Origin of the sequence: Cellulosimicrobium cellulans (assembly GCF_001722485.1) — a bacterium.
Lineage (GTDB): Bacteria > Actinomycetota > Actinomycetes > Actinomycetales > Cellulomonadaceae > Cellulosimicrobium > Cellulosimicrobium cellulans_A.
In genome coordinates this window covers 1-17,080 of record NZ_LWGL01000067.1, presented here as the reverse complement: position 1 = coordinate 17,080, position 17,080 = coordinate 1, and the positions used below count along the sequence as shown (strand labels likewise).

The window sequence follows — 17,080 nt, the reverse complement described above, 5'->3', positions numbered from 1 at the left end:
ACGTCGCCGCGGGAGCGGTCTCGTCGACCTCGCTGTCGGTGACGACGCCGGCCGCGCGCGAGCCGTCCGGCAGGCGTACGGCGACCACGTCGTCGAGGTCACCGCCCGGCGGCAGCAGGTCGGCGACCGCGACCAGCCGGTCCGCGGCGCGCACGCGCGCGCGGTGCTCCGCCTCCAGCGCGGCGAGCTCGGCGACGTCGGGCCACCACCGCGTGGACGACACGCTCACCCCGCTCCCCGTCCCGCCGCCGCGACGTCAGTCGTCGCCGAGCCGGCGGCCGAGCACGGTCCACTCCTGGTCGACGTACCCCAGGCGCTCGTAGAAGCCGAGGACGGCGTCGTTCGTCGAGCGGACCATGAGCCGCACGGCCCGCGCGCCCGCCGCGGCGAGCCACGCCTCGGCCGCGACGACCATCTCGCGACCGAGACCGCGCCCCTGATGACGCGGGTCCACGGCGAGGTAGTACACCCAGCCGCGATGCCCGTCGACGCCGACCATCGCGGTGGCGACCACGTCCCCCGGGCGCCACGTCCCGCCGTCGGGCACGGACCCGCGGGCCGCGCGCGCGACGAGGACGGTCGACGTCTCGCCCAGGCGCGCGTCCTGGATGTCGCGGTACGGGTCGTTCCACGGGCGCGTGAGGTCGCACGCGCGCCACAGCGCGACGACGGCCTCCACGTCCGCGTCGGTGACGTCGCCGACCTCGAGAGCCTCGGCCCGCCCGGGCATCGCCCGGGTCAACGCGGCTGGTACGGCGAGACGACGACCTCGATGCGCTGGAACTCCTTGAGGTCCGAGTACCCCGTCGTGGCCATCGCCCGGCGCAGCGCACCGACGAGGTTGAGCGTGCCGTCGGCGCGACGGCCCGGGCCGAAGAGGATCTCCTCGAGCGTGCCCGCGGTGCCCACGCTCACGCGCTCACCGCGCGGCAGCTGCGGGTGGTGCGCCTCCGAGCCCCAGTGCCAGCCACGGCCCGGCGCCTCCTCGGCGCGCGCGAGCGCGGCGCCGAGCATGACCGCGTCCGCGCCGCACGCGACGGCCTTGACGAGGTCACCCGAGCGGCCGACGCCGCCGTCCGCGATGACGTGCACGTACCGGCCGCCCGACTCGTCGAGGTAGTCCCGGCGCGCGGCCGCGACGTCCGCCACCGCGCTCGCCATCGGCGCGTGGATGCCCAGGCTCACGCGCGTGGTGTGCGCGGCGCCGCCGCCGAACCCGACGAGGACGCCCGCCGCGCCCGTGCGCATGAGGTGCAGCGCCGCGGTGTACGTCGACGCGCCGCCGACGATCACCGGGACGTCGAGCTCGTAGATGAAGCGCTTGAGGTTGAGCGGCTCGGCGACGCCCGACACGTGCTCCGCGGACACCGTGGTGCCGCGGATGACGAACAGGTCGACGCCCGCGTCCACGACGGTCTGGTAGTGCTCCTGCGTGCGCTGCGGGGAGAGCGCCGCAGCCACCGTGACGCCCGCCGCGCGGATCTCCTTGAGGCGCTGCGTGATGAGCTCGGCCTTGATCGGCTCGGCGTAGATCTCCTGCATGCGGCGCGTCGCCACGTCCGGCTCGAGCGCCGCGATCTCCGCGAGCAGCGGCTCCGGGTCCTCGTACCGCGTCCACAGGCCCTCGAGGTCGAGGACGCCGAGGCCTCCGTGGTTGCCGAGCGCGACCGCCGTCGCGGGGCTCATCACCGAGTCCATGGGCGCCGCGAGGATGGGGAGGTCGAAGTGGTAGGCGTCGATCTGCCAGCCGACCGAGACCTCCTCCGGGTCGCGCGTGCGCCGCGACGGGACGACCGCGATGTCGTCGAAGGAGAAGGCGCGCCGCCCGCGCTTGCCACGTCCGATCTCGATGTCGTTGCTCACCGGACCAGCCTACCGGCGGCCGGACGGGCGAGGCCGTCGTGCCGGACGGCGTGTGGGCGGCCCCTGCGAGGGTGGCGCCATGATTTGGACGACCGGGCCCCTGGTGGCGTTCGACACGGAGACCACCGGCCTCGACGTGGAGACCGACCGCATCGTCACCGCGGCCCTCGTGCTGCGCGACCGGGCGGGCACGTCGGTGCGGACGTGGCTGCTCGACCCGGGCACGGCGATCCCGCCCGAGGCGACGGCGATCCACGGCATCACCACCGCGCACGCCGTCGGCCACGGCGAGGCGCCCGCCGCGGCGCTCGAGGAGATCGCGTCGCTGCTCGTCTCCCACCAGCGGGCCGGCGTGCCGGTCGTCGCCTACAACGCGGCGTTCGACCTCACGCTGCTCGACGTCGAGCTCGCGCGCCACGGTCTCGCCACGCTGCCCGAGCGGCTCGGTCGTCCCGTCCGGCCCGTCCTCGACCCCCTCGTGCTCGACCGGGACACCGACGCGGCGCGCGACGGCAAGCGACGGCTCGCGGACCTGTGCGACCACTACGGGGTGCTCACGCCCGCGCCGCTCCACGCGGCCGAGGTCGACGCGCTCGCCACGCTCGACCTGCTCGACGCGCTCGTCCGGGCGCACCCCCACCTCGCCGCGACCGGCCTCGAGGCGCTGCACGACCACCAGGTCGGCGCGCACCGCCGGTGGGTCGACGAGCTGGACGAGAGCACGCGCGAGCGCCCCTACGTCGGCGCCGGCGCGGACGGCCGCTGGCCCGTCTGAGGGGACAGGGCCGCCGCGCCGGCGCGCCCGTCAACGCTGGTAGACCGCGTCGACCTCGACCTCCACCAGCCAGCCCTCGACGGGCAGGTTCTCGATCTCCAGGGCGAACCGCGACGGCCTCGCCGGGTTGACCACCATCGGCTCGGTCGTCGCCGAGCCGAGCTGGACGTCGAGCGGCTCGCCCGTCGCCCGGTTCGTGTTGGCGAAGAACTGGCGGTAGGCCCGGTTCCACCCGGCGAAGTCCATCTTCTCCTCGCCCGCGGGGTTCTGGAGGAACACCCGCATGGAGACGACGTCGTCGTACGACAGCCCGGCACGCTCGAGGTTCTCGCCGATGCGCATGAGGACGTTGATGCCCTGCGCCTCGGTGATCGTCACGCCCGCCGGGAGCACCCCGCCGGGGAAGACGTCCGTCGGGACGTAGCGCTCCTCCGCGGAGACGCCCGGCGCCCTGTTCAGGGCGGACGGACCGAGCCCCGAGGACTTGTACCAGGCGACGTTCTTCCCGAAGGCCACCCCGTCCGCGATCGACGCGGTGTCGCCGGTGACGAAGGAGACCGCCTCGGTGGGCCGGGGCTGGAAGTGCCGGCCGGCGGCGACGGCGGTGCCGGGCACGGCGACGGCCGCGGTGAGGACGACGGCGACGGCGATCTTGGTGCGGTTCTTCACGATGCCTCCAGGCGGGAGCACGGGCGTTCCCGGTGTCCCGGGGACGCCGGTCCGGGCGGACCGGAGCGGGGAACGTAGCGCGCGGTCGTTTCACCGCCGTGTCGCCCACGTGTCGCCAGGCCACCGCTCCCCCGCCCGTCCCCACGTGCGGGTGCCGGTACCGCGGCCGCCACGCGGGACGTCCCGAAACCGAACGTTTACGAGGATCGTCCGACGGTGACCCTCGCGAAACGCGCCCGACGCCGGGCGGCGACGCGGCGCCCCTACGTTCGGTGCCGGTGCTGACGGCGGCGCCCGGCGTGCAGGACCGGGGAGGTCGTCCGTCAGGCCTTTCACCACGAGAGGGCCAAGCCACATGGTCACTGACGAGAACACGGCCGGCGTCTCCCGGCGAAGCTTCCTCCAGGCCGTCGGCGTCACCTCCGGCGCCGGCGCGATGTTCGCGACGATGGGCGCCGTCGGGCTGGCGCCGACCGCGGCGGCGCAGCCGAGGAACGAGTCCTGGATCGCCCCGACGAAGAGCGACTTCACCCTGACCGGGCGCTCCGCCAAGAAGGTGGTGGTCGTCGGTGCCGGGCCGGCGGGCCTGGCGACGGCGTACGAGCTGCAGAAGGCCGGCTACAGGGTGACGGTCCTCGAGGCGCGCCACCGCGCGGGCGGACGCACGCTGACCATCCGGGGCGGCGACTCCGAGACCGACGTCGACGGCGTCCGGCAGACGGCCCGCTTCGACCGCAACATCTACATGAACGCCGGTGCGGGTCGCATCGCCCAGTGGATGGTGACGATGGACTACATGCGCGAGCTCGGTGTGCCCTACGAGGTGTTCACCAACGCGAACGCCGACGCCTACCTCTACAACGAGCGCTCGGGCGCGACCCCCGGCAACCCGGTCCGCTACCGCACCGCCAAGGCGGACGTGTTCGGGTACACGTCCGAGCTCCTGGGCTACGCCACCGACCAGGGTGCGCTCGACCAGCGGCTGACCGCCGCGGACAAGGAGAACCTACGCGCTTTCTTGCGCAGCTGGGGCTCCCTCAAGGCGGACGGCACCTACCAGGGCGGGAACAACCGCGGCTTCTCGACCTACCCCTCGGCGTGGAACGAGCACGGCACCCCGCTGCCGGGGCCGGGCAGCGTCTCCGAGGTGCTCGCCTCCCGGGTCGGGATGTACTTCCCGTTCGAGATCAACTGGGAGCAGTCGATGCTCATGTTCCAGCCGAAGGGCGGCATGGACACCATCTCCGAGTACCTCGTGCGCGCCGTCGGCAAGCAGAACGTGCAGCTCAGCTCTCCTGTCACGGCCGTCGAGAACACGAGCCGGGGAGTCGCCGTCACCTACACGGCGCGCAACGGCAGGACGCGCCGGATCGACGCCGACTTCGCGGTCGTCACGGCGCCGGCCGGGCTCATGCGCCGCTGGACGACGAACTGGGGCCCGGACGTCGACGCCGCGCTCGGGGAGTTCGCCGTCGGGGCGCCCGCCGGCAAGATCGGCCTGCAGTACCGGTCCCGGTTCTGGGAGGACGACCACCGAATCTTCGGCGGGATCACGGAGACCGACATGGACCTCGCGCACGTCTGGTACCCGTCGTACGGGTACGGGGAGCGCAAGGGCCTCGTCGTCGGCTACTACAACACCGGGGTCAACGCCCGGGCCTACGCCGACATGGCGCCGAGGCAGCGCGAGCTGCGCGCGGTGGAGCAGGGCGTGAAGATCCACGGCGAGAAGTACCGCACCGAGCTCGAGACGTCCTTCTCGATCGCGTGGCACAAGGTGCCCTACGTCGAGGGCGCGTGGGCGTACCCCGACACGCAGTCGTCCCGCTTCAAGCTGCTCCAGCAGGGCGCGGGGAACGTGTACTTCGCGGGCGACTGGATGTCGGAGATCTCCGCCTGGCAGCACGGCGCCTTCTGGGCGGCCCGCTACGCCGTGCAGGCGCTGCACACCCGCGTCATGACCACCTGAGGGCGACCGCCGGGACTGGTCGACGGGGCGGGCCGACGGGACGGGTGGTGCCGTCCCGTCGGACCGCTCCTCAGGTCGTCAGAAGCCCGAGTAGTTCGGCGCCTCGGCCGTGATCTGCACGTCGTGCGGGTGGCTCTCCTTGAGCGACGCGGACGTGATCCGGATGAAGCGGCCCTTCTGCTGCAGCTCCGGGACGGTGCGCGCACCCACGTAGAACATCGTCTGGTGCAGCCCGCCGACGAGCTGGTGCGCGACGGCCTGGAGGGTGCCCTTGTACGGGACCTGCCCCTCGATGCCCTCGGGGACGATCATGTCGTCGCGCGTGACCTCGGCCTGGAAGTAGCGGTCCTTCGAGTACGACTTCTTGCCGCGCGAGGACATGGCCGCCATGGAGCCCATCCCGCGGTACGCCTTGTACTGCTTGCCGCTCACGAGGATCGTCTCGCCCGGCGACTCCTCCGTGCCGGCGAGCATGGACCCGAGCATGACGGTCTCGGCGCCCGCGACGATCGCCTTGCCGATCTCGCCCGAGTGGCGCATGCCGCCGTCGGCGATGACCGGGACGCCCGCGGGGCGGGCGGCGAGCGACGCCTCGTAGACCGCGGTCACCTGCGGGACGCCGACGCCCGTGACGATGCGCGTCGTGCAGATCGAGCCGGGGCCGACGCCGACCTTGATCGCGTCCGCGCCGGCGTCGACGAACGCCTGGGCGCCCTCGCGCGTCGCGACGTTCCCGCCGATCACCTGGACGTCGCGTGTCGCCGGGTCGGTCTTGAGCCGGCGCACCATGTCGATGAGCATGCGCACGTTGCCGTGCGCGGTGTCCGCGACGAGCACGTCGACACCCGCCTCGATGAGCGTCGTTGCCCGCTCCCACGCGTCGCCGAAGTACCCGATCGCCGCGCCCACGAGCAGACGACCCTGGCCGTCCTTGGACGCGTGCGGGAACTGCTCGGACTTCACGAAGTCCTTGACGGTGATGAGCCCGGCCAGACGGCCGTCGGCGTCGACGAGCGGCAGGCGCTCGAGCTTGTGCTTGCGCAGCAGCGCGTTCGCCTCCTCGCGCGAGATGCCCGCCGGGCCCGTGATGAGCGGCTGACGCGTCATGACCTCGTCGACCTTGGTCGTGGCCCACTCGGCGACGGGCGTGAAGCGCAGGTCGCGGTTGGTGACCATCCCGACGAGGCGCTGCTCGCCGTCGAGGACGGGGAAACCGGAGATGCGGTACTCGCCGGCCTTCTTGTCGAGCTCCTCGAGCGTCACGTCCGGGCCGATCGTCACCGGGTTGGAGATGATGCCCGTCTGCGTGCGCTTGACGAGGTCCACCTGGTACGCCTGGTCCTCGATCGACAGGTTGCGGTGCAGCACGCCGATGCCGCCCTGGCGCGCCATCGCGATCGCCATCCGGGACTCGGTGACCGTGTCCATCGCGGCCGAGACGAGCGGCACGCGGATGGAGATCTCGCGCGTGAGGCGCGTCGTCGTGTCGATCTCCGACGGCGCCAGGTCCGAGTACCCGGGCTGGAGCAGCACGTCGTCGTAGGTGAGCCCGAGGAAGCCGAACGGGTCGTGCTCGGGCGTCGTGGCGGGCGTGGAACCGGAGGGCGCGGGCGAGACGGTCACGCGTCGAGTCTACGCCGCGCCCGAGCCCTTCCTCCGGGCACGGCCGGCGGCCGGTCCCGACCGGCGGGGCCGCCGGCGGACGGGTCAGCGGACGACGGCGAGCAGCTCGTGCAGCAGCCCCGTGAAGCTGCGCACCCGGTGGACGGTCGTGGCCAGCGGCAGCTCGCCGGCGACGTCGTCGCTCGGGAGCCCGACGAACATGGGCAGCTCCGGATTGGCCTCGAACGCGGCGTGGATGATGCCGAGGTCGGGGCGCGCCTGCGTCGTCACCATCGCAACCGCCGCGGGACGGACCATCGTCACGAGCTCGAGCGTGCGGTGGACGTTCGCCGGCCCGGTGACGATGCGCGCCATCGCGCCGTGCGCGCCGAGCGAGGCCGCGAGCGCGTGCGCCGCGAGCGGCAGGGGCTCGTCCGGCGCCGCGAAGACGAGGACGATGCGCCGCATCCGGCTCGGGTGGTTCGGCGGCGGGCCGCCCGCCGCGACGACGGCCTCCTCGCGCGCCTGCGTGTGCTCGCGCAGGGCGCCCAGCGTGGCGTTGGCGAGGACGACCTCCGGCACCTCGCCCGGCCCGGCGAGGACCGTGCGCTCGGCGAGGCGCTCGAGCGCGGGCTCGACGAGCTCGGACCACCACACGGCCGGGTCGTCGCCGGACGGGATGCGCAGGAGCCGGTCGCACGTGCGCTGGTCGTAGGCGATCGCGGCGTCGACGACGTCCGACACGACGGTCGGGCGCGGGTCGCGCACGCCGACGGCGCGCGGTGCGGGCGCGCCGTCCTGCTCCCCTCCGGGGACGGCGCGCAGGAACGGTCGTGCCGGCGCCACGCCGGACGCGTCCGCGTCCTCGTCGCGGAGGTCGTCGTCGCCGTCGTCGTGGCCGTCCGCCTCGACGTCGAACGACACCGTGCCGCGGTGCGCGGCGAGCTCGTCGCCGTCCGCCTCGAGCGCCGCCCTCGCGGCGTCGGACGGCGCGACGCCGTCGAGCGTGAGCCGACGCATGATGACGAGACGCGCCACGTCGTCGTCGGTGTACCGGCGGTGCGAGCCCGCCCGGTGCTCCGACGGCCCGAGACCGTACCGACGGTCCCAGGTGCGCAGCGTGGCAGGGGCGACCCCGAGCCGACGCGCGACGACGGCGACGGCGAGGCCGGGGCTGTACGTCATGGTCGGTCGGGCTCCCTCAGGACCGGGGGCGGACCGCACGGAGGTCATGCATCGATTCTGCCGACCCCCTCCCGGTCCCGCCACCCGCCTCACCAGACCGTGACCTGCAGCGCGCCAGACGCTGTGCATGGTTTGTTCACCTCGTGCGCAAACGCGCCGCGGCACCCGGTCGTGCCAGCACCGCAGGCTTCACCATCCTGCCGCGGGCCGAGCCACCCGCACCTCGGCGCGATCCGGCATGCCACGGCGCGAAAGCGTGCAACGTTTCGACCAGCAGGCATGCCGACGACGCGACGCAGCGACCAGGGCTTGAACAACTGGTGCAACGCTTGTACGTTGTTCGGCATGGCAGAGATCTCGAGGCTCCCCGGTCCGGTCATGGAACTCTGGGAATGGCAGTACCAGGGTTCGTGCCGCGACGCGGACGACACGTTGTTCTTCCACCCCGAGGGCGAGCGGGGCTCCACCCGCCGGCGTCGCGCCGAGGCGGCGAAGGCGATCTGCCACAGCTGCCCCGTGATGATGGAGTGCCGCGAGGCGTCGCTGCGCGTGCGCGAGCCGTACGGCGTCTGGGGCGGCCTGAGCGAGGACGAGCGCGCCGCGATCCTCGCGGAGCGCGCCCGCAGCGCGGTCTGACACCGCAGCGCGGCTGACAACCCCTCCCCGACAGCTCTCTCCCCTCGACTCCCCGCCACCGGCGCGACGAGGACGACTCGCCGACGACACGACGAAGCCCCGTGACCAGGACGGTCACGGGGCTTCGCGGTGCAGCGGGTGGCTCAGACCACCACGGCGAGGATGTCGCGCGCGGACAGGACGAGGTAGTCCTCGCCGCCGTACTTGACCTCGGTGCCGCCGTACTTGCTGTAGATGACCTTGTCGCCGACCGTCACGTCCAGCGGGACGCGGTTGCCGTTGTCGTCGACACGGCCCGGACCGACGGCCAGGACCTCGCCCTCCTGGGGCTTCTCCTTGGCGGTGTCCGGGATGACCAGGCCGGATGCGGTCGTGGTCTCGGCCTCGAGGGCCTTCACGACGATCCGGTCCTCGAGCGGCTTGATGGGGACCGACACGTCGGACCTCCCCTTTCGCGGTGAGAACTGCAACGGATGGGTCGAGCGCCGTCGGCCGTCGTCGCGGGTGCCGGCCGGCAAGGACGCTCACGAGCCACCCGGCCCGAGGACCAGGGTGACCGCTGCCCAATGTATGACCCGGTTAGCACTCGGTCAAGGCGAGTGCCAACGTCGTGAGGACGTCAGCAGGGCGTCCCCGGCCTCGCCGCCGGCCCCCGCGCGTCGTCGCCGCGTCCCGTGGAAGGATCGACGGCATGGACGCCACCGCCCTCTCGAAGCTCCTCAGTCCCGAGGGCTGGGCCCTGCTCGGCGCGCTGCCGCCCTACGAGGAGCGCCAGGCCCTCGTGCTCGCGGCGGGCCTGCGGGCCAAGGGCGTCGACTCCGAGCTCGCCGCCGCGGCGCTCACGCAGTCGCGCCTGCGTGCGGCGGCGCACGCCAAGTTCGGCGACTTCGCCGACGGCATGCTGTTCACCCAGGCCGGCCTCGAGCAGTCGACGCGCCTCGTGGTCGCCGGTCTGCACGCGCAGCGCTACCTCGACGCGGGCGTCACGAAGCTGGCCGACCTCACCTGCGGCATCGGCGCCGACTCGCTCGCGTTCGCGGGCACGGGGCTGCGCGTCCTCGCCACCGACGTGGACGAGCTCACCGCGGCCGTCGCGACGGTCAACCTGCGCCACTTCCCGGAGGCCGAGGTCCGGCACGGCGACGGGCTCGCTCTCGACCTCGCGGCCGAGGGCGTCGACGGCGTCTACGCCGACCCGGCCCGCCGCACCCGGTCCGGCTCGCGCGTGTTCGACCCGCGTGCCTACGCGCCGCCGCTCGACGACGTGTGGGCACTGCGGGAGCGCGTGCCCGCCGTCGGGATCAAGGTCGGCCCCGGTATCGCGCACGAGGGCCTCCCGGCCGACGCCGAGACCGAGTGGGTGTCGGTCGACGGCGACGTCGTCGAGGCCGGCCTGTGGTTCGGCCCGCTCGCCCCCGCGGGCCCGGGCCGCGCCGCGCTCGTGCTCACCACGACCACGGACGCCGACGGGACGGCGCGCACCGTTACCCGGCGGCTCGCCCACCGCCCGGACGACGACGACGTCGTCCCCGACGTGGGCGCCGTCGGGCGCTACCTCTACGAGCCCGACGGGGCCGTCATCCGTGCCGGTCTCGTGGGCCACGCCGCGGCCGAGCTCCGCGGCCGGCTGCTCGACCGCACCATCGCGTACGTCACGACGGACTCCCCCGTGCCCGCCCACGACAACGGCCTCGCCGCGGGCATCGCGCACGGCTACCGGGTGCTCGACGACCTCCCGTTCGGGCTCAAGCGCCTGCGCGCCCACCTGCGCGAGCGCGGCGTCGGCCGCGTGACGATCAAGAAGCGCGGCACCGCCGTCACGCCCGAGCTGCTGCGCAAGCAGCTCGCGCTCTCCGGCGACGCCGAGGCGACCCTCGTGCTCACGCGCGTCGGGGGCCGCCAGCGCGCCCTCGTCGTGGAACCTCTCGACCGGACGCCGTCCGCGCCGGGCGTCGACGGCCCGGGCGCCCGCGGGTGAGCGCGACGGGCACCGGGCTCGGGGGCCGGCCGAGCGCGCCGGCCATCCCCTTCGCCCGGTCGGAGCGGTCGAGCGTCGGGCTGGAGTGGGAGCTGGCGCTCGTCGACGCCGACTCGGGCGACCTGCGGCAGGTCGCGCGGACCGTGCTCGACGCCGTGCGGCCCGCGGGCGGGGGCGAGCACCCGTCGATCAAGCAGGAGCTCCTGCTCAACACCGTCGAGGTGGTCAGCGACGTGCGCCGCACCGTGCGCGAGGCCGGCCGCGACCTCGAGCGCTCGATCGAGGAGATCCGCGCCGTCACCGACCCGCTGCGCGTCGAGCTCATGTGCGCCGGGACGCACCCCTTCGCGCGCTGGGCCCAGCAGAAGGTCACGGACAAGGAGCGGTACACGACCCTCATCGACCGTACCCAGTGGTGGGGGCGGCAGATGCTCATCTACGGCGTGCACGTGCACGTCGGCATCGAGGACCGCGACAAGGTCCTGCCGATCCAGCGGGCGATGCTCACGTGCTTCGCGCACCTGCAGTCGCTGTCCGCGAGCTCGCCCTTCTGGGGCGGCAAGGACACCGGGTACGCGTCCAACCGCGCCCTGATGTTCCAGCAGCTGCCCACCGCAGGGCTGCCCTTCCAGTTCGAGCGGTGGTCCGAGCTCGAGGGCTACGTCGCCGACATGCTGCACACCGGCGTCATCGACGACTTCACCGAGGTGCGCTGGGACCTGCGGCCCGCGCCGCGCTTCGGGACGCTCGAAACGCGCATCTGCGACGGCACGACCAACCTCACCGAGCTCCTCGCGCTCGCGGCGCTCACGCACTGCCTCGTCGAGCACTTCTCGACGATGCTCGACGAGGGCCGCGAGCTCCCGACGCTCCCGCCGTGGTTCGCGCAGGAGAACAAGTGGCGCTCGGCGCGCTACGGCATGGACGCGATCGTCATCGTCGACCGCGCCGGGAACGAGGAGCTCGTCACCGACGCCGTCGGCCGCCTGCTCGTCGAGCTCGAGCCGGTCGCGGCGCGCCTCGGCTGCCTCGACGAGCTCGACGGGGTCCGCACCATCCTGCGGCGCGGCGCGTCGTACCAGCGACAGCGCGCCGTCGCCCGTCGCCACGGGGGCGAGCTCGACGCGGTCGTGCGGTCGCTCGTCGCGGAGATGCGGGCGGGCCGTCCCCTCTGAGCGGTCCTCATGCGTGTCGGTCGCGCGTGGCCCGGACGAGGGGGCGCGGGTCTACCATCCGGCCGCTCGTGCCTCGCGGCCTCCCGCCAGGCCCGCCACGACCCGCGCCCCCTCGTCCGCACCACACGCTCGCAGTAAGGCAGGCCTGCGCCGCTTCAAGACGATGCCGTCCGCATCAGTCAGACGGTGACGGTCGTCAGGGGCATGGACGAGTCGACGCCGATGTCGAGCGACGAGGGTGCGACGCCCGCCCGGACGACGGCGGAGCCCAGCGCCGCGATCATCGCGCCGTTGTCCGTGCAGTAGCGGATGGGCGGGATGCGCAGCTCGATGCCTGCCTCGGCGCAGCGCTTCGCCGCCATGTCGCGCAGCTGGGAGTTGGCGGAGAAGCCGCCGCCGATCACGAGGGTGTCGACGCCGTGGCGCTCGCACGCCGCGATCGTCTTGGCCGTGAGCACGTCGGCGACGGACTCCGCGAAGGAGGCAGCGACGTCGTGCACGGGGATCTCCTCCCCGGCGTCCTGCTTCGCCTCGACCCAGCGCGCGACCGCCGTCTTCAGGCCCGAGAAGGAGAAGTCGTACGCATGCTTCTCCTGGTCCTTGCGCGCGGTGAGGCCGCGCGGGAAGCGGATCGCCGTCGGGTCGCCCTCGCGCGCGAGGCGGTCGATGTGCGGGCCGCCGGGGTACGGGAGGCCGAGCAGGCGGCCGACCTTGTCGAACGCCTCCCCCGCCGCGTCGTCGAGCGTCGAGCCCAGCTCGGTGACGGACGTCGCGACGTCGTCCACGAGCAGGAGCGAGCTGTGCCCGCCGGACACGACGAGCGCCATGACGCGCTCCGGGAACGCGCCGTGCACGAGCTCGTCCACGGCGGCGTGGCCGATGACGTGGTTGACGCCGTAGAGCGGCTTGCCGAGCGCGAGCGCGAGGGCCTTGGCGGCGGACGCGCCGATGGTCAGCGGGCCGACGAGGCCGGGGCCGGCGGTCACGGCGATCGCGTCGACCTCCGACAGGTCGACGTCGGCCGTGCCGAGCGACCGCTCGATCGTGGGGATCATCGCCTCGAGGTGGGCGCGCGACGCGACCTCGGGGATGATGCCGCCGTACCGGGCGTGCTCGTCCATCGAGCTCGCGACCGTGTCGACGAGCAGCTCGCGCCCGCGGACGAGCGCCACGCCGGTCTCGTCGCAGGACGTCTCGATGCCGAGCACGAGCGGTTCGCCGCCGCCCGCGACCACAGAGGAAGCCATGGCTCCAGGGTAGTCGGGGCCCACGAGCACCCCGTGTCGCCGATGTCACATCGTCTGCGGGGAAGACGGTTGAATGTTTGACTGTTGCCCGCGGCATGAGCATCGACACCCTCGCCCCCGCCCTGCGGGTCGACGACGCCACGGCCGACCTCCTGTTCCGCGAGGCACGCACGACGCGCGACTTCACCGACGCCGAGGTGACCGACGAGCAGCTCGCCGCGGTCTACGACCTCGTGAAGTGGGGCCCGACCGCGATGAACACGCTGCCGCTGCGCGTGCTCGCCGTCCGCTCCCCCGAGGCCCGCGAGCGCCTCGCCGCGCACATGGCCGACGGCAACAAGGAGCGCGTCGCGAGCGCGCCGCTCTCGCTCGTCGTCGCCTACGACCCGGCGTTCCACGAGCACATGGACACCCTCTTCCCCCACGTGCCGGGGATGCGCGAGAACCTTGCCGGTGCACCGGACGTGCGCGACGAGATGGCGCGCACCAACGCGCTCCTGCAGGCCGGCTACCTCGTCGTGGGCCTGCGCGCCGCCGGGCTCGCGACGGGCCCGATGAACGGCATGGACCGCGACGGGATCGACGCCGAGTTCTTCGCCGAGAACGGCTGGCGCTCGCTGCTCGTCGTCAACGTCGGCGTCGCCCAGGGCGCGGGGACCTCCTACCCCCGCGCGCCGCGGCTCGCGCCCGAGCAGGCGATCACGACGGTCTGACGCCGGTCCGACGGCGCCGCGCGCCCGCTCAGCCGCGCGGCGCCGCCCCGGTCGCGACCGGCCGGGCGGGGTCGTTCGACCACTGCGACCAGGAGCCCGGGTACAGCGCCGCCTCGACGCCGAGCGTCGCGAGCGCCGCGACCTCGTGCGCGGCCGTGACGCCCGACCCGCAGTAGACGCCCACCGTCGCCCCCGCGGCGGTGGGCGTCGGCGTTCCCGGACCGTCCCCGCCGCGCGGACCCGCGCCCGCTCCGGCGGCCGCCACGCCGAGGTCGGCGAAGCGTGCCCGCAGGGCGTCGTCCTCGAGGAACGTCCCGTCGTCCGCGAGGTTCTCCGTGGTGGGTGCGCTCACGGCGCCGGGCACGTGCCCGGCGCGCGGGTCGACGGGCTCGACCTCGCCGCGGTACCGCTCGCCCGCGCGCGCGTCGAGGAGCACGCCGTCGCCCGACGTCGCGAGGCGGGCCGTGTCGTCGGCGTCGATCACCGGCATCCCGCCGGGCGTGACGACGACGTCCCCCGGCTCCGCGCGCACGTCACCCTGCTCGAGCGGCAGCCCGGCGCGCTCCCAGGCGGCGAGCCCGCCGTCGAGGATGCGCACGTCGCGGTGCCCGGCCCAGCGCAGGAGCCACCAGGCCCGCGCGGCGGACGTCCCGCCGACGGCGTCGTACACGACGACCGCCCGGTCGCCCCGGACGCCCCAGCCCCGGGCGGCGGCCTGGAACCGGTCGGGGTCCGGGAGCGGGTGGCGCCCGTCCGCGGCGGACGGCGGCGCGGCGAGCTCCGTCTCGAGGTCCACGTACACCGCACCCGGCACGTGGCCGGCGGCGTGACGCTCGCGCCCGTCGGTGACGCCGAGCGCCCAGCGCACGTCGAGGACCGCGGGCCGGTCGGCGCCACCACCCGCGGCACCGGCGCCGTCGGCACGAAGGCCCAGCAGCCCGGCGAGCGTCGGTGCGTCGACGAGGACCCGGTCGCGCGCGCCGGTCATGCGACGACGCTCCCGGCGTCCGGGGCGGTGCCGTAGTCGGGGTCGTCGTCGCGCAGCGGCGCGAGGACGAGCCGCATCGTGTACGCGTCGACGTCCTCGGGCTGGTAGTAGCGCTTGCGCAGGCCGATCTGCTCGAAGCCGTGCTTGGCGTAGAGCGCGAGCGCGGGCTCGTTGTCGACGCGAACCTCGAGCAGCACGGCGCTCGCGCCCAGCTGCCGGGACCGGTCGACGAGCGCCTCGAGCAGCGTCGAGCCCACCTTCTGCTGCTGGTAGGCCGGGTCGACGCCGATGGTCATGACCTGGGTCACGTCGCCGTCGAACCACAACCCGGCGTACCCGACGACGGGCGGCGGGCCCACGGCGAGGTGCCGCGCCGGCTCGGCGACGACGTACCAGCGCCCCTGCCCCGCGAGCTCGTCGGCGAGCATCCCGTACGTCCACGCCCCGCGCCCGAACAGCGTGCGCTCGAGCGCGACGATGCGGTCGAGGTCCGCGGCGCGCAGCGGCCGCAGCCGGACCTCGTCGCCTGCGCTCACCGGGTCGTGCCGGCGGGCGTGTCGCTGACCCGCTTGCGGGCGGCCGCCTCCTGCACGTCGGGGCGGCGCAGGTACAGCGGCTCGGTGGGCTGGTCCTCGCCCGCGTCGCGCCGCGCGACGGCGAGCCGCGCGAGGACCGCGGCGTCAGGAACGAGCGGGGCGTCCTCCGCGGCGTCGAGCACGTCCGCGTACAGCGCGGCGCCCTCACCGACGGTGACGGCCCCCGCGGCGTGCTCGGCGACCGCGGCCGCGGGGCCGACGTCCGGACCGGCGACCGTCGTGAGGACGGGGACGGCGTGCGGGCCCTCGTGGGCGACGACGCGGTAGCGCGCCCAGTACACCTCGCGGCGGCGCGCGTCCGTCGCGACGAGCACCTCGTCGTCGGTCGCGAGCCCGAGGTCGCTGACGGCCTGCGCGGCGACCGCGTCGAGGCTCGGGACGCCGAGGACGGGCACGCCGAGCGCGAAACCGATGGCACGCGCGGTGACGAGGCCGACGCGCAGGCCGGTGAACGGCGCCGGCCCGGTGCCGACGGCGACCGCGACGAGGTCGGTGCGGTCGACACCGGCCTCGGCGAGCGCCTCGTCGACGAGGGGCGCGAGCGCCTCGGCGTGGCGGCGACGCTCGGGAGCGTCGCGGCGGGCGAGGCGCGCGCCGTCGTCGCCGACCACGGCGACGGTCACGGACGCGGACGTGTCGAGGGCGAGAACAGGCACGGCTCCAGCCTACGGCTGCGCGGCGGGCGGGACGGCGGCCCCGGGGGCGCCGACGTCGCGGACGAGCGCCGCGACGTCGAGCCCGGCCCAGCGGTCGCCGACGGCGCGCACGGTCACGCGGCGCGCGCCCGCCTCGGGCGCGTCGTCGGTCTCCTCCGCGCCGGTGCCGGCGGCGTCCGCACCGCGCGGGCGCTCGAGGACGACCTCGAGACGGTCCACGGCGAGGGACTCGACGAGGCCGCTGCCCCACTCGACGACCGTGACCGACTCGTCGAGGCTCGAGTCGAGGTCGAGCGCGTCGACCTCCTCGAGCGAGCCGAGGCGGTAGGCGTCGACGTGCACGAGCGCGGGCCCGTCCACCAGGGAGGGGTGCTCGCGGGCGACGATGAACGTGGGCGACGCGACCTGCCCCCGCACGCCGAGGCCCGCGCCGATGCCCTGCGTGAGCGTCGTCTTGCCCGCGCCGAGGTCGCCCGTGAGCACGACGAGGTCGCCCGCCCGCAGCACGCCGGCGAGGGCGCGCCCGAACGCGCGGGTCGCCTCGGCGTCGACCAGGATGAGGTCGACCGTGGCGTCTGCTGCCGCCCGGTCCTGCGCCCGGCCCTCCGCCCGGTTCTGCGCCCGGCCCGCCGGCCAGTCGTCGCCCGGGGTGCTCGTCGTTCCGCTCACGGTGCCGTCCTCTCGTGCTGCCGGGTGGTCTCGTGCGCCCGGCCCGTCCCGTGCGCCGCGGTCGTCCCCGGACCGACGGCGCGCTCCACGAGGGCGCGCGCGGCGTCGTCGAGCACGTCGCGCCGCACGTGCTCGCGCGGCACGCGGGCGCCGAGCCGCGTCGTGATCTCGTAGCTGATGGTGCCGGCGGCCTGGGCCCAGTCCTCCGCCGTCGGCGCGCCGCCGTGCTGCAGGCCGGCCCCGGCGCCGAAGAGCGTCACGACGTCGCCCGCCCGCTCGGTCGCGCCCGGCCCGAGGTCGAGCACGACCTGGTCCATGCAGACGCGGCCCGCGACGCGCAGCACCCGCCCGCCGGCGAG

General features: G+C 74.5%; 19 protein-coding genes. 6 read left to right on the top strand and 13 right to left on the bottom strand.

Annotated features, from left to right (window positions below):
* The 3 genes from JZ5iCDA_RS09320 to JZ5iCDA_RS09310 form a co-directional block, all read right to left on the bottom strand.
* Positions 1-229, bottom strand: a 229-nt coding sequence (locus tag JZ5iCDA_RS09320) for a hypothetical protein (RefSeq protein WP_139123044.1), incomplete at its 3' end; no start/stop codon positions are given.
* A 27-nt stretch (positions 230-256) separates the two neighbouring features.
* Positions 257-730, bottom strand: coding sequence for a GNAT family acetyltransferase (locus JZ5iCDA_RS09315; RefSeq protein WP_069386920.1), 474 nt, complete (start codon positions 728-730; stop codon positions 257-259).
* A gap of 8 nt (positions 731-738) precedes the next feature.
* Entirely contained in the window at positions 739-1,863 is a 1,125-nt protein-coding gene (locus JZ5iCDA_RS09310; protein ID WP_069386919.1) for a GuaB3 family IMP dehydrogenase-related protein, read from the bottom strand.
* Positions 1,864-1,942: 79 nt separating this feature from the next.
* On the opposite strand from JZ5iCDA_RS09310, the gene JZ5iCDA_RS09305 reads away from it, so the two are divergent.
* The gene (locus JZ5iCDA_RS09305; RefSeq protein ID WP_069386918.1) at positions 1,943-2,638 is read left to right on the top strand and encodes an exonuclease domain-containing protein; all 696 of its coding nucleotides are present in this window, start codon (positions 1,943-1,945) and stop codon (positions 2,636-2,638) included.
* A gap of 30 nt (positions 2,639-2,668) precedes the next feature.
* On the opposite strand, the gene JZ5iCDA_RS09300 is transcribed toward JZ5iCDA_RS09305, so the two are convergent.
* Entirely contained in the window at positions 2,669-3,307 is a 639-nt protein-coding gene (locus JZ5iCDA_RS09300; protein ID WP_069386917.1) for a Rid family hydrolase, read from the bottom strand.
* Positions 3,308-3,662: 355 nt separating this feature from the next.
* On the opposite strand from JZ5iCDA_RS09300, the gene JZ5iCDA_RS09295 reads away from it, so the two are divergent.
* On the top strand, positions 3,663-5,276 hold the full coding sequence (locus tag JZ5iCDA_RS09295) for a flavin monoamine oxidase family protein (protein ID WP_069386916.1): 1,614 nt from the start codon (positions 3,663-3,665) through the stop codon (positions 5,274-5,276).
* Positions 5,277-5,354: 78 nt separating this feature from the next.
* Here the strand turns inward: JZ5iCDA_RS09295 and guaB are convergent, their stop codons facing one another.
* Together guaB and JZ5iCDA_RS09285 are read right to left on the bottom strand one after the other, a co-directional pair.
* Positions 5,355-6,899: an IMP dehydrogenase gene (gene guaB, locus JZ5iCDA_RS09290; protein WP_069386915.1), complete on the bottom strand. Its 1,545-nt coding sequence runs from the start codon at positions 6,897-6,899 to the stop codon at positions 5,355-5,357.
* 84 nt (positions 6,900-6,983) lie between these two features.
* Complete coding sequence (locus tag JZ5iCDA_RS09285) at positions 6,984-8,063, bottom strand: MerR family transcriptional regulator (RefSeq protein WP_139123043.1); 1,080 nt, start codon at positions 8,061-8,063, stop codon at positions 6,984-6,986.
* Between the two features lie 345 nt (positions 8,064-8,408).
* Here JZ5iCDA_RS09285 and JZ5iCDA_RS09280 point away from each other — a divergent pair, with 345 nt between their 5' ends.
* Positions 8,409-8,699, top strand: a complete 291-nt coding sequence (locus tag JZ5iCDA_RS09280) for a WhiB family transcriptional regulator (RefSeq protein ID WP_069386922.1) — start codon at positions 8,409-8,411, stop codon at positions 8,697-8,699.
* A 143-nt stretch (positions 8,700-8,842) separates the two neighbouring features.
* Here JZ5iCDA_RS09280 and groES read toward each other — a convergent pair whose 3' ends face one another.
* The gene (gene groES, locus JZ5iCDA_RS09275) at positions 8,843-9,136 is read right to left on the bottom strand and encodes a co-chaperone GroES (protein ID WP_069386913.1); all 294 of its coding nucleotides are present in this window, start codon (positions 9,134-9,136) and stop codon (positions 8,843-8,845) included.
* 254 nt (positions 9,137-9,390) lie between these two features.
* Between groES and JZ5iCDA_RS09270 the strand changes: the two genes are divergently transcribed.
* Both JZ5iCDA_RS09270 and JZ5iCDA_RS09265 read left to right on the top strand, forming a co-directional pair.
* Positions 9,391-10,677, top strand: coding sequence for a class I SAM-dependent methyltransferase (locus JZ5iCDA_RS09270; protein ID WP_069386912.1), 1,287 nt, complete (start codon positions 9,391-9,393; stop codon positions 10,675-10,677).
* Positions 10,674-11,852, top strand: a complete 1,179-nt coding sequence (locus JZ5iCDA_RS09265) for a glutamate--cysteine ligase (RefSeq protein ID WP_069386911.1) — start codon at positions 10,674-10,676, stop codon at positions 11,850-11,852. The genes JZ5iCDA_RS09270 and JZ5iCDA_RS09265 overlap by 4 nt, the downstream gene beginning before the upstream one ends.
* 179 nt (positions 11,853-12,031) lie before the next feature.
* On the opposite strand, the gene tsaD is transcribed toward JZ5iCDA_RS09265, so the two are convergent.
* A complete protein-coding gene (gene tsaD, locus JZ5iCDA_RS09260; protein ID WP_069386910.1) occupies positions 12,032-13,099 on the bottom strand; it encodes a tRNA (adenosine(37)-N6)-threonylcarbamoyltransferase complex transferase subunit TsaD in 1,068 nt (355 codons plus the stop codon).
* A 95-nt stretch (positions 13,100-13,194) separates the two neighbouring features.
* Here tsaD and JZ5iCDA_RS09255 point away from each other — a divergent pair, with 95 nt between their 5' ends.
* Complete coding sequence (locus tag JZ5iCDA_RS09255) at positions 13,195-13,812, top strand: malonic semialdehyde reductase (protein WP_069386909.1); 618 nt, start codon at positions 13,195-13,197, stop codon at positions 13,810-13,812.
* Between the two features lie 28 nt (positions 13,813-13,840).
* Here JZ5iCDA_RS09255 and JZ5iCDA_RS09250 read toward each other — a convergent pair whose 3' ends face one another.
* The 5 genes from JZ5iCDA_RS09250 to JZ5iCDA_RS18365 form a co-directional block, all read right to left on the bottom strand.
* Entirely contained in the window at positions 13,841-14,800 is a 960-nt protein-coding gene (locus JZ5iCDA_RS09250) for a sulfurtransferase (protein ID WP_069386908.1), read from the bottom strand.
* On the bottom strand, positions 14,797-15,336 hold the full coding sequence (gene rimI / locus JZ5iCDA_RS09245; RefSeq protein ID WP_069386907.1) for a ribosomal protein S18-alanine N-acetyltransferase: 540 nt from the start codon (positions 15,334-15,336) through the stop codon (positions 14,797-14,799). The genes JZ5iCDA_RS09250 and rimI overlap by 4 nt, the downstream gene beginning before the upstream one ends.
* Complete coding sequence (gene tsaB / locus JZ5iCDA_RS09240) at positions 15,333-16,052, bottom strand: tRNA (adenosine(37)-N6)-threonylcarbamoyltransferase complex dimerization subunit type 1 TsaB (RefSeq protein ID WP_069386906.1); 720 nt, start codon at positions 16,050-16,052, stop codon at positions 15,333-15,335. The genes rimI and tsaB overlap by 4 nt, the downstream gene beginning before the upstream one ends.
* A gap of 9 nt (positions 16,053-16,061) precedes the next feature.
* Positions 16,062-16,610 (bottom strand): tRNA (adenosine(37)-N6)-threonylcarbamoyltransferase complex ATPase subunit type 1 TsaE, encoded by a 549-nt coding sequence (tsaE, locus tag JZ5iCDA_RS18370; RefSeq protein ID WP_069386921.1) that lies wholly within the window; start codon positions 16,608-16,610, stop codon positions 16,062-16,064.
* 107 nt (positions 16,611-16,717) lie between these two features.
* A partial coding sequence (locus tag JZ5iCDA_RS18365) for an alanine racemase C-terminal domain-containing protein (RefSeq protein ID WP_290438806.1) occupies positions 16,718-17,080 on the bottom strand: 363 nt, incomplete at its 5' end.

Excerpts from the sequence above, each read along its gene's own strand:
- JZ5iCDA_RS09315 (WP_069386920.1), bottom strand. The coding sequence starts at position 730 with ATGCCCGGGCGGGCCGAGGCTCTCGAGGTCGGCGACGTCACCGACGCG.
- JZ5iCDA_RS09305 (WP_069386918.1), top strand. The coding sequence starts at position 1,943 with ATGATTTGGACGACCGGGCCCCTGGTGGCGTTCGACACGGAGACCACC.
- JZ5iCDA_RS09295 (WP_069386916.1), top strand. The coding sequence starts at position 3,663 with ATGGTCACTGACGAGAACACGGCCGGCGTCTCCCGGCGAAGCTTCCTC.
- JZ5iCDA_RS09285 (WP_139123043.1), bottom strand. The coding sequence starts at position 8,063 with ATGACGTACAGCCCCGGCCTCGCCGTCGCCGTCGTCGCGCGTCGGCTC.
- JZ5iCDA_RS09280 (WP_069386922.1), top strand. The coding sequence starts at position 8,409 with ATGGCAGAGATCTCGAGGCTCCCCGGTCCGGTCATGGAACTCTGGGAA.
- JZ5iCDA_RS09270 (WP_069386912.1), top strand. The coding sequence starts at position 9,391 with ATGGACGCCACCGCCCTCTCGAAGCTCCTCAGTCCCGAGGGCTGGGCC.
- tsaD (WP_069386910.1), bottom strand. The coding sequence starts at position 13,099 with ATGGCTTCCTCTGTGGTCGCGGGCGGCGGCGAACCGCTCGTGCTCGGC.
- JZ5iCDA_RS09255 (WP_069386909.1), top strand. The coding sequence starts at position 13,195 with ATGAGCATCGACACCCTCGCCCCCGCCCTGCGGGTCGACGACGCCACG.
- JZ5iCDA_RS09250 (WP_069386908.1), bottom strand. The coding sequence starts at position 14,800 with ATGACCGGCGCGCGCGACCGGGTCCTCGTCGACGCACCGACGCTCGCC.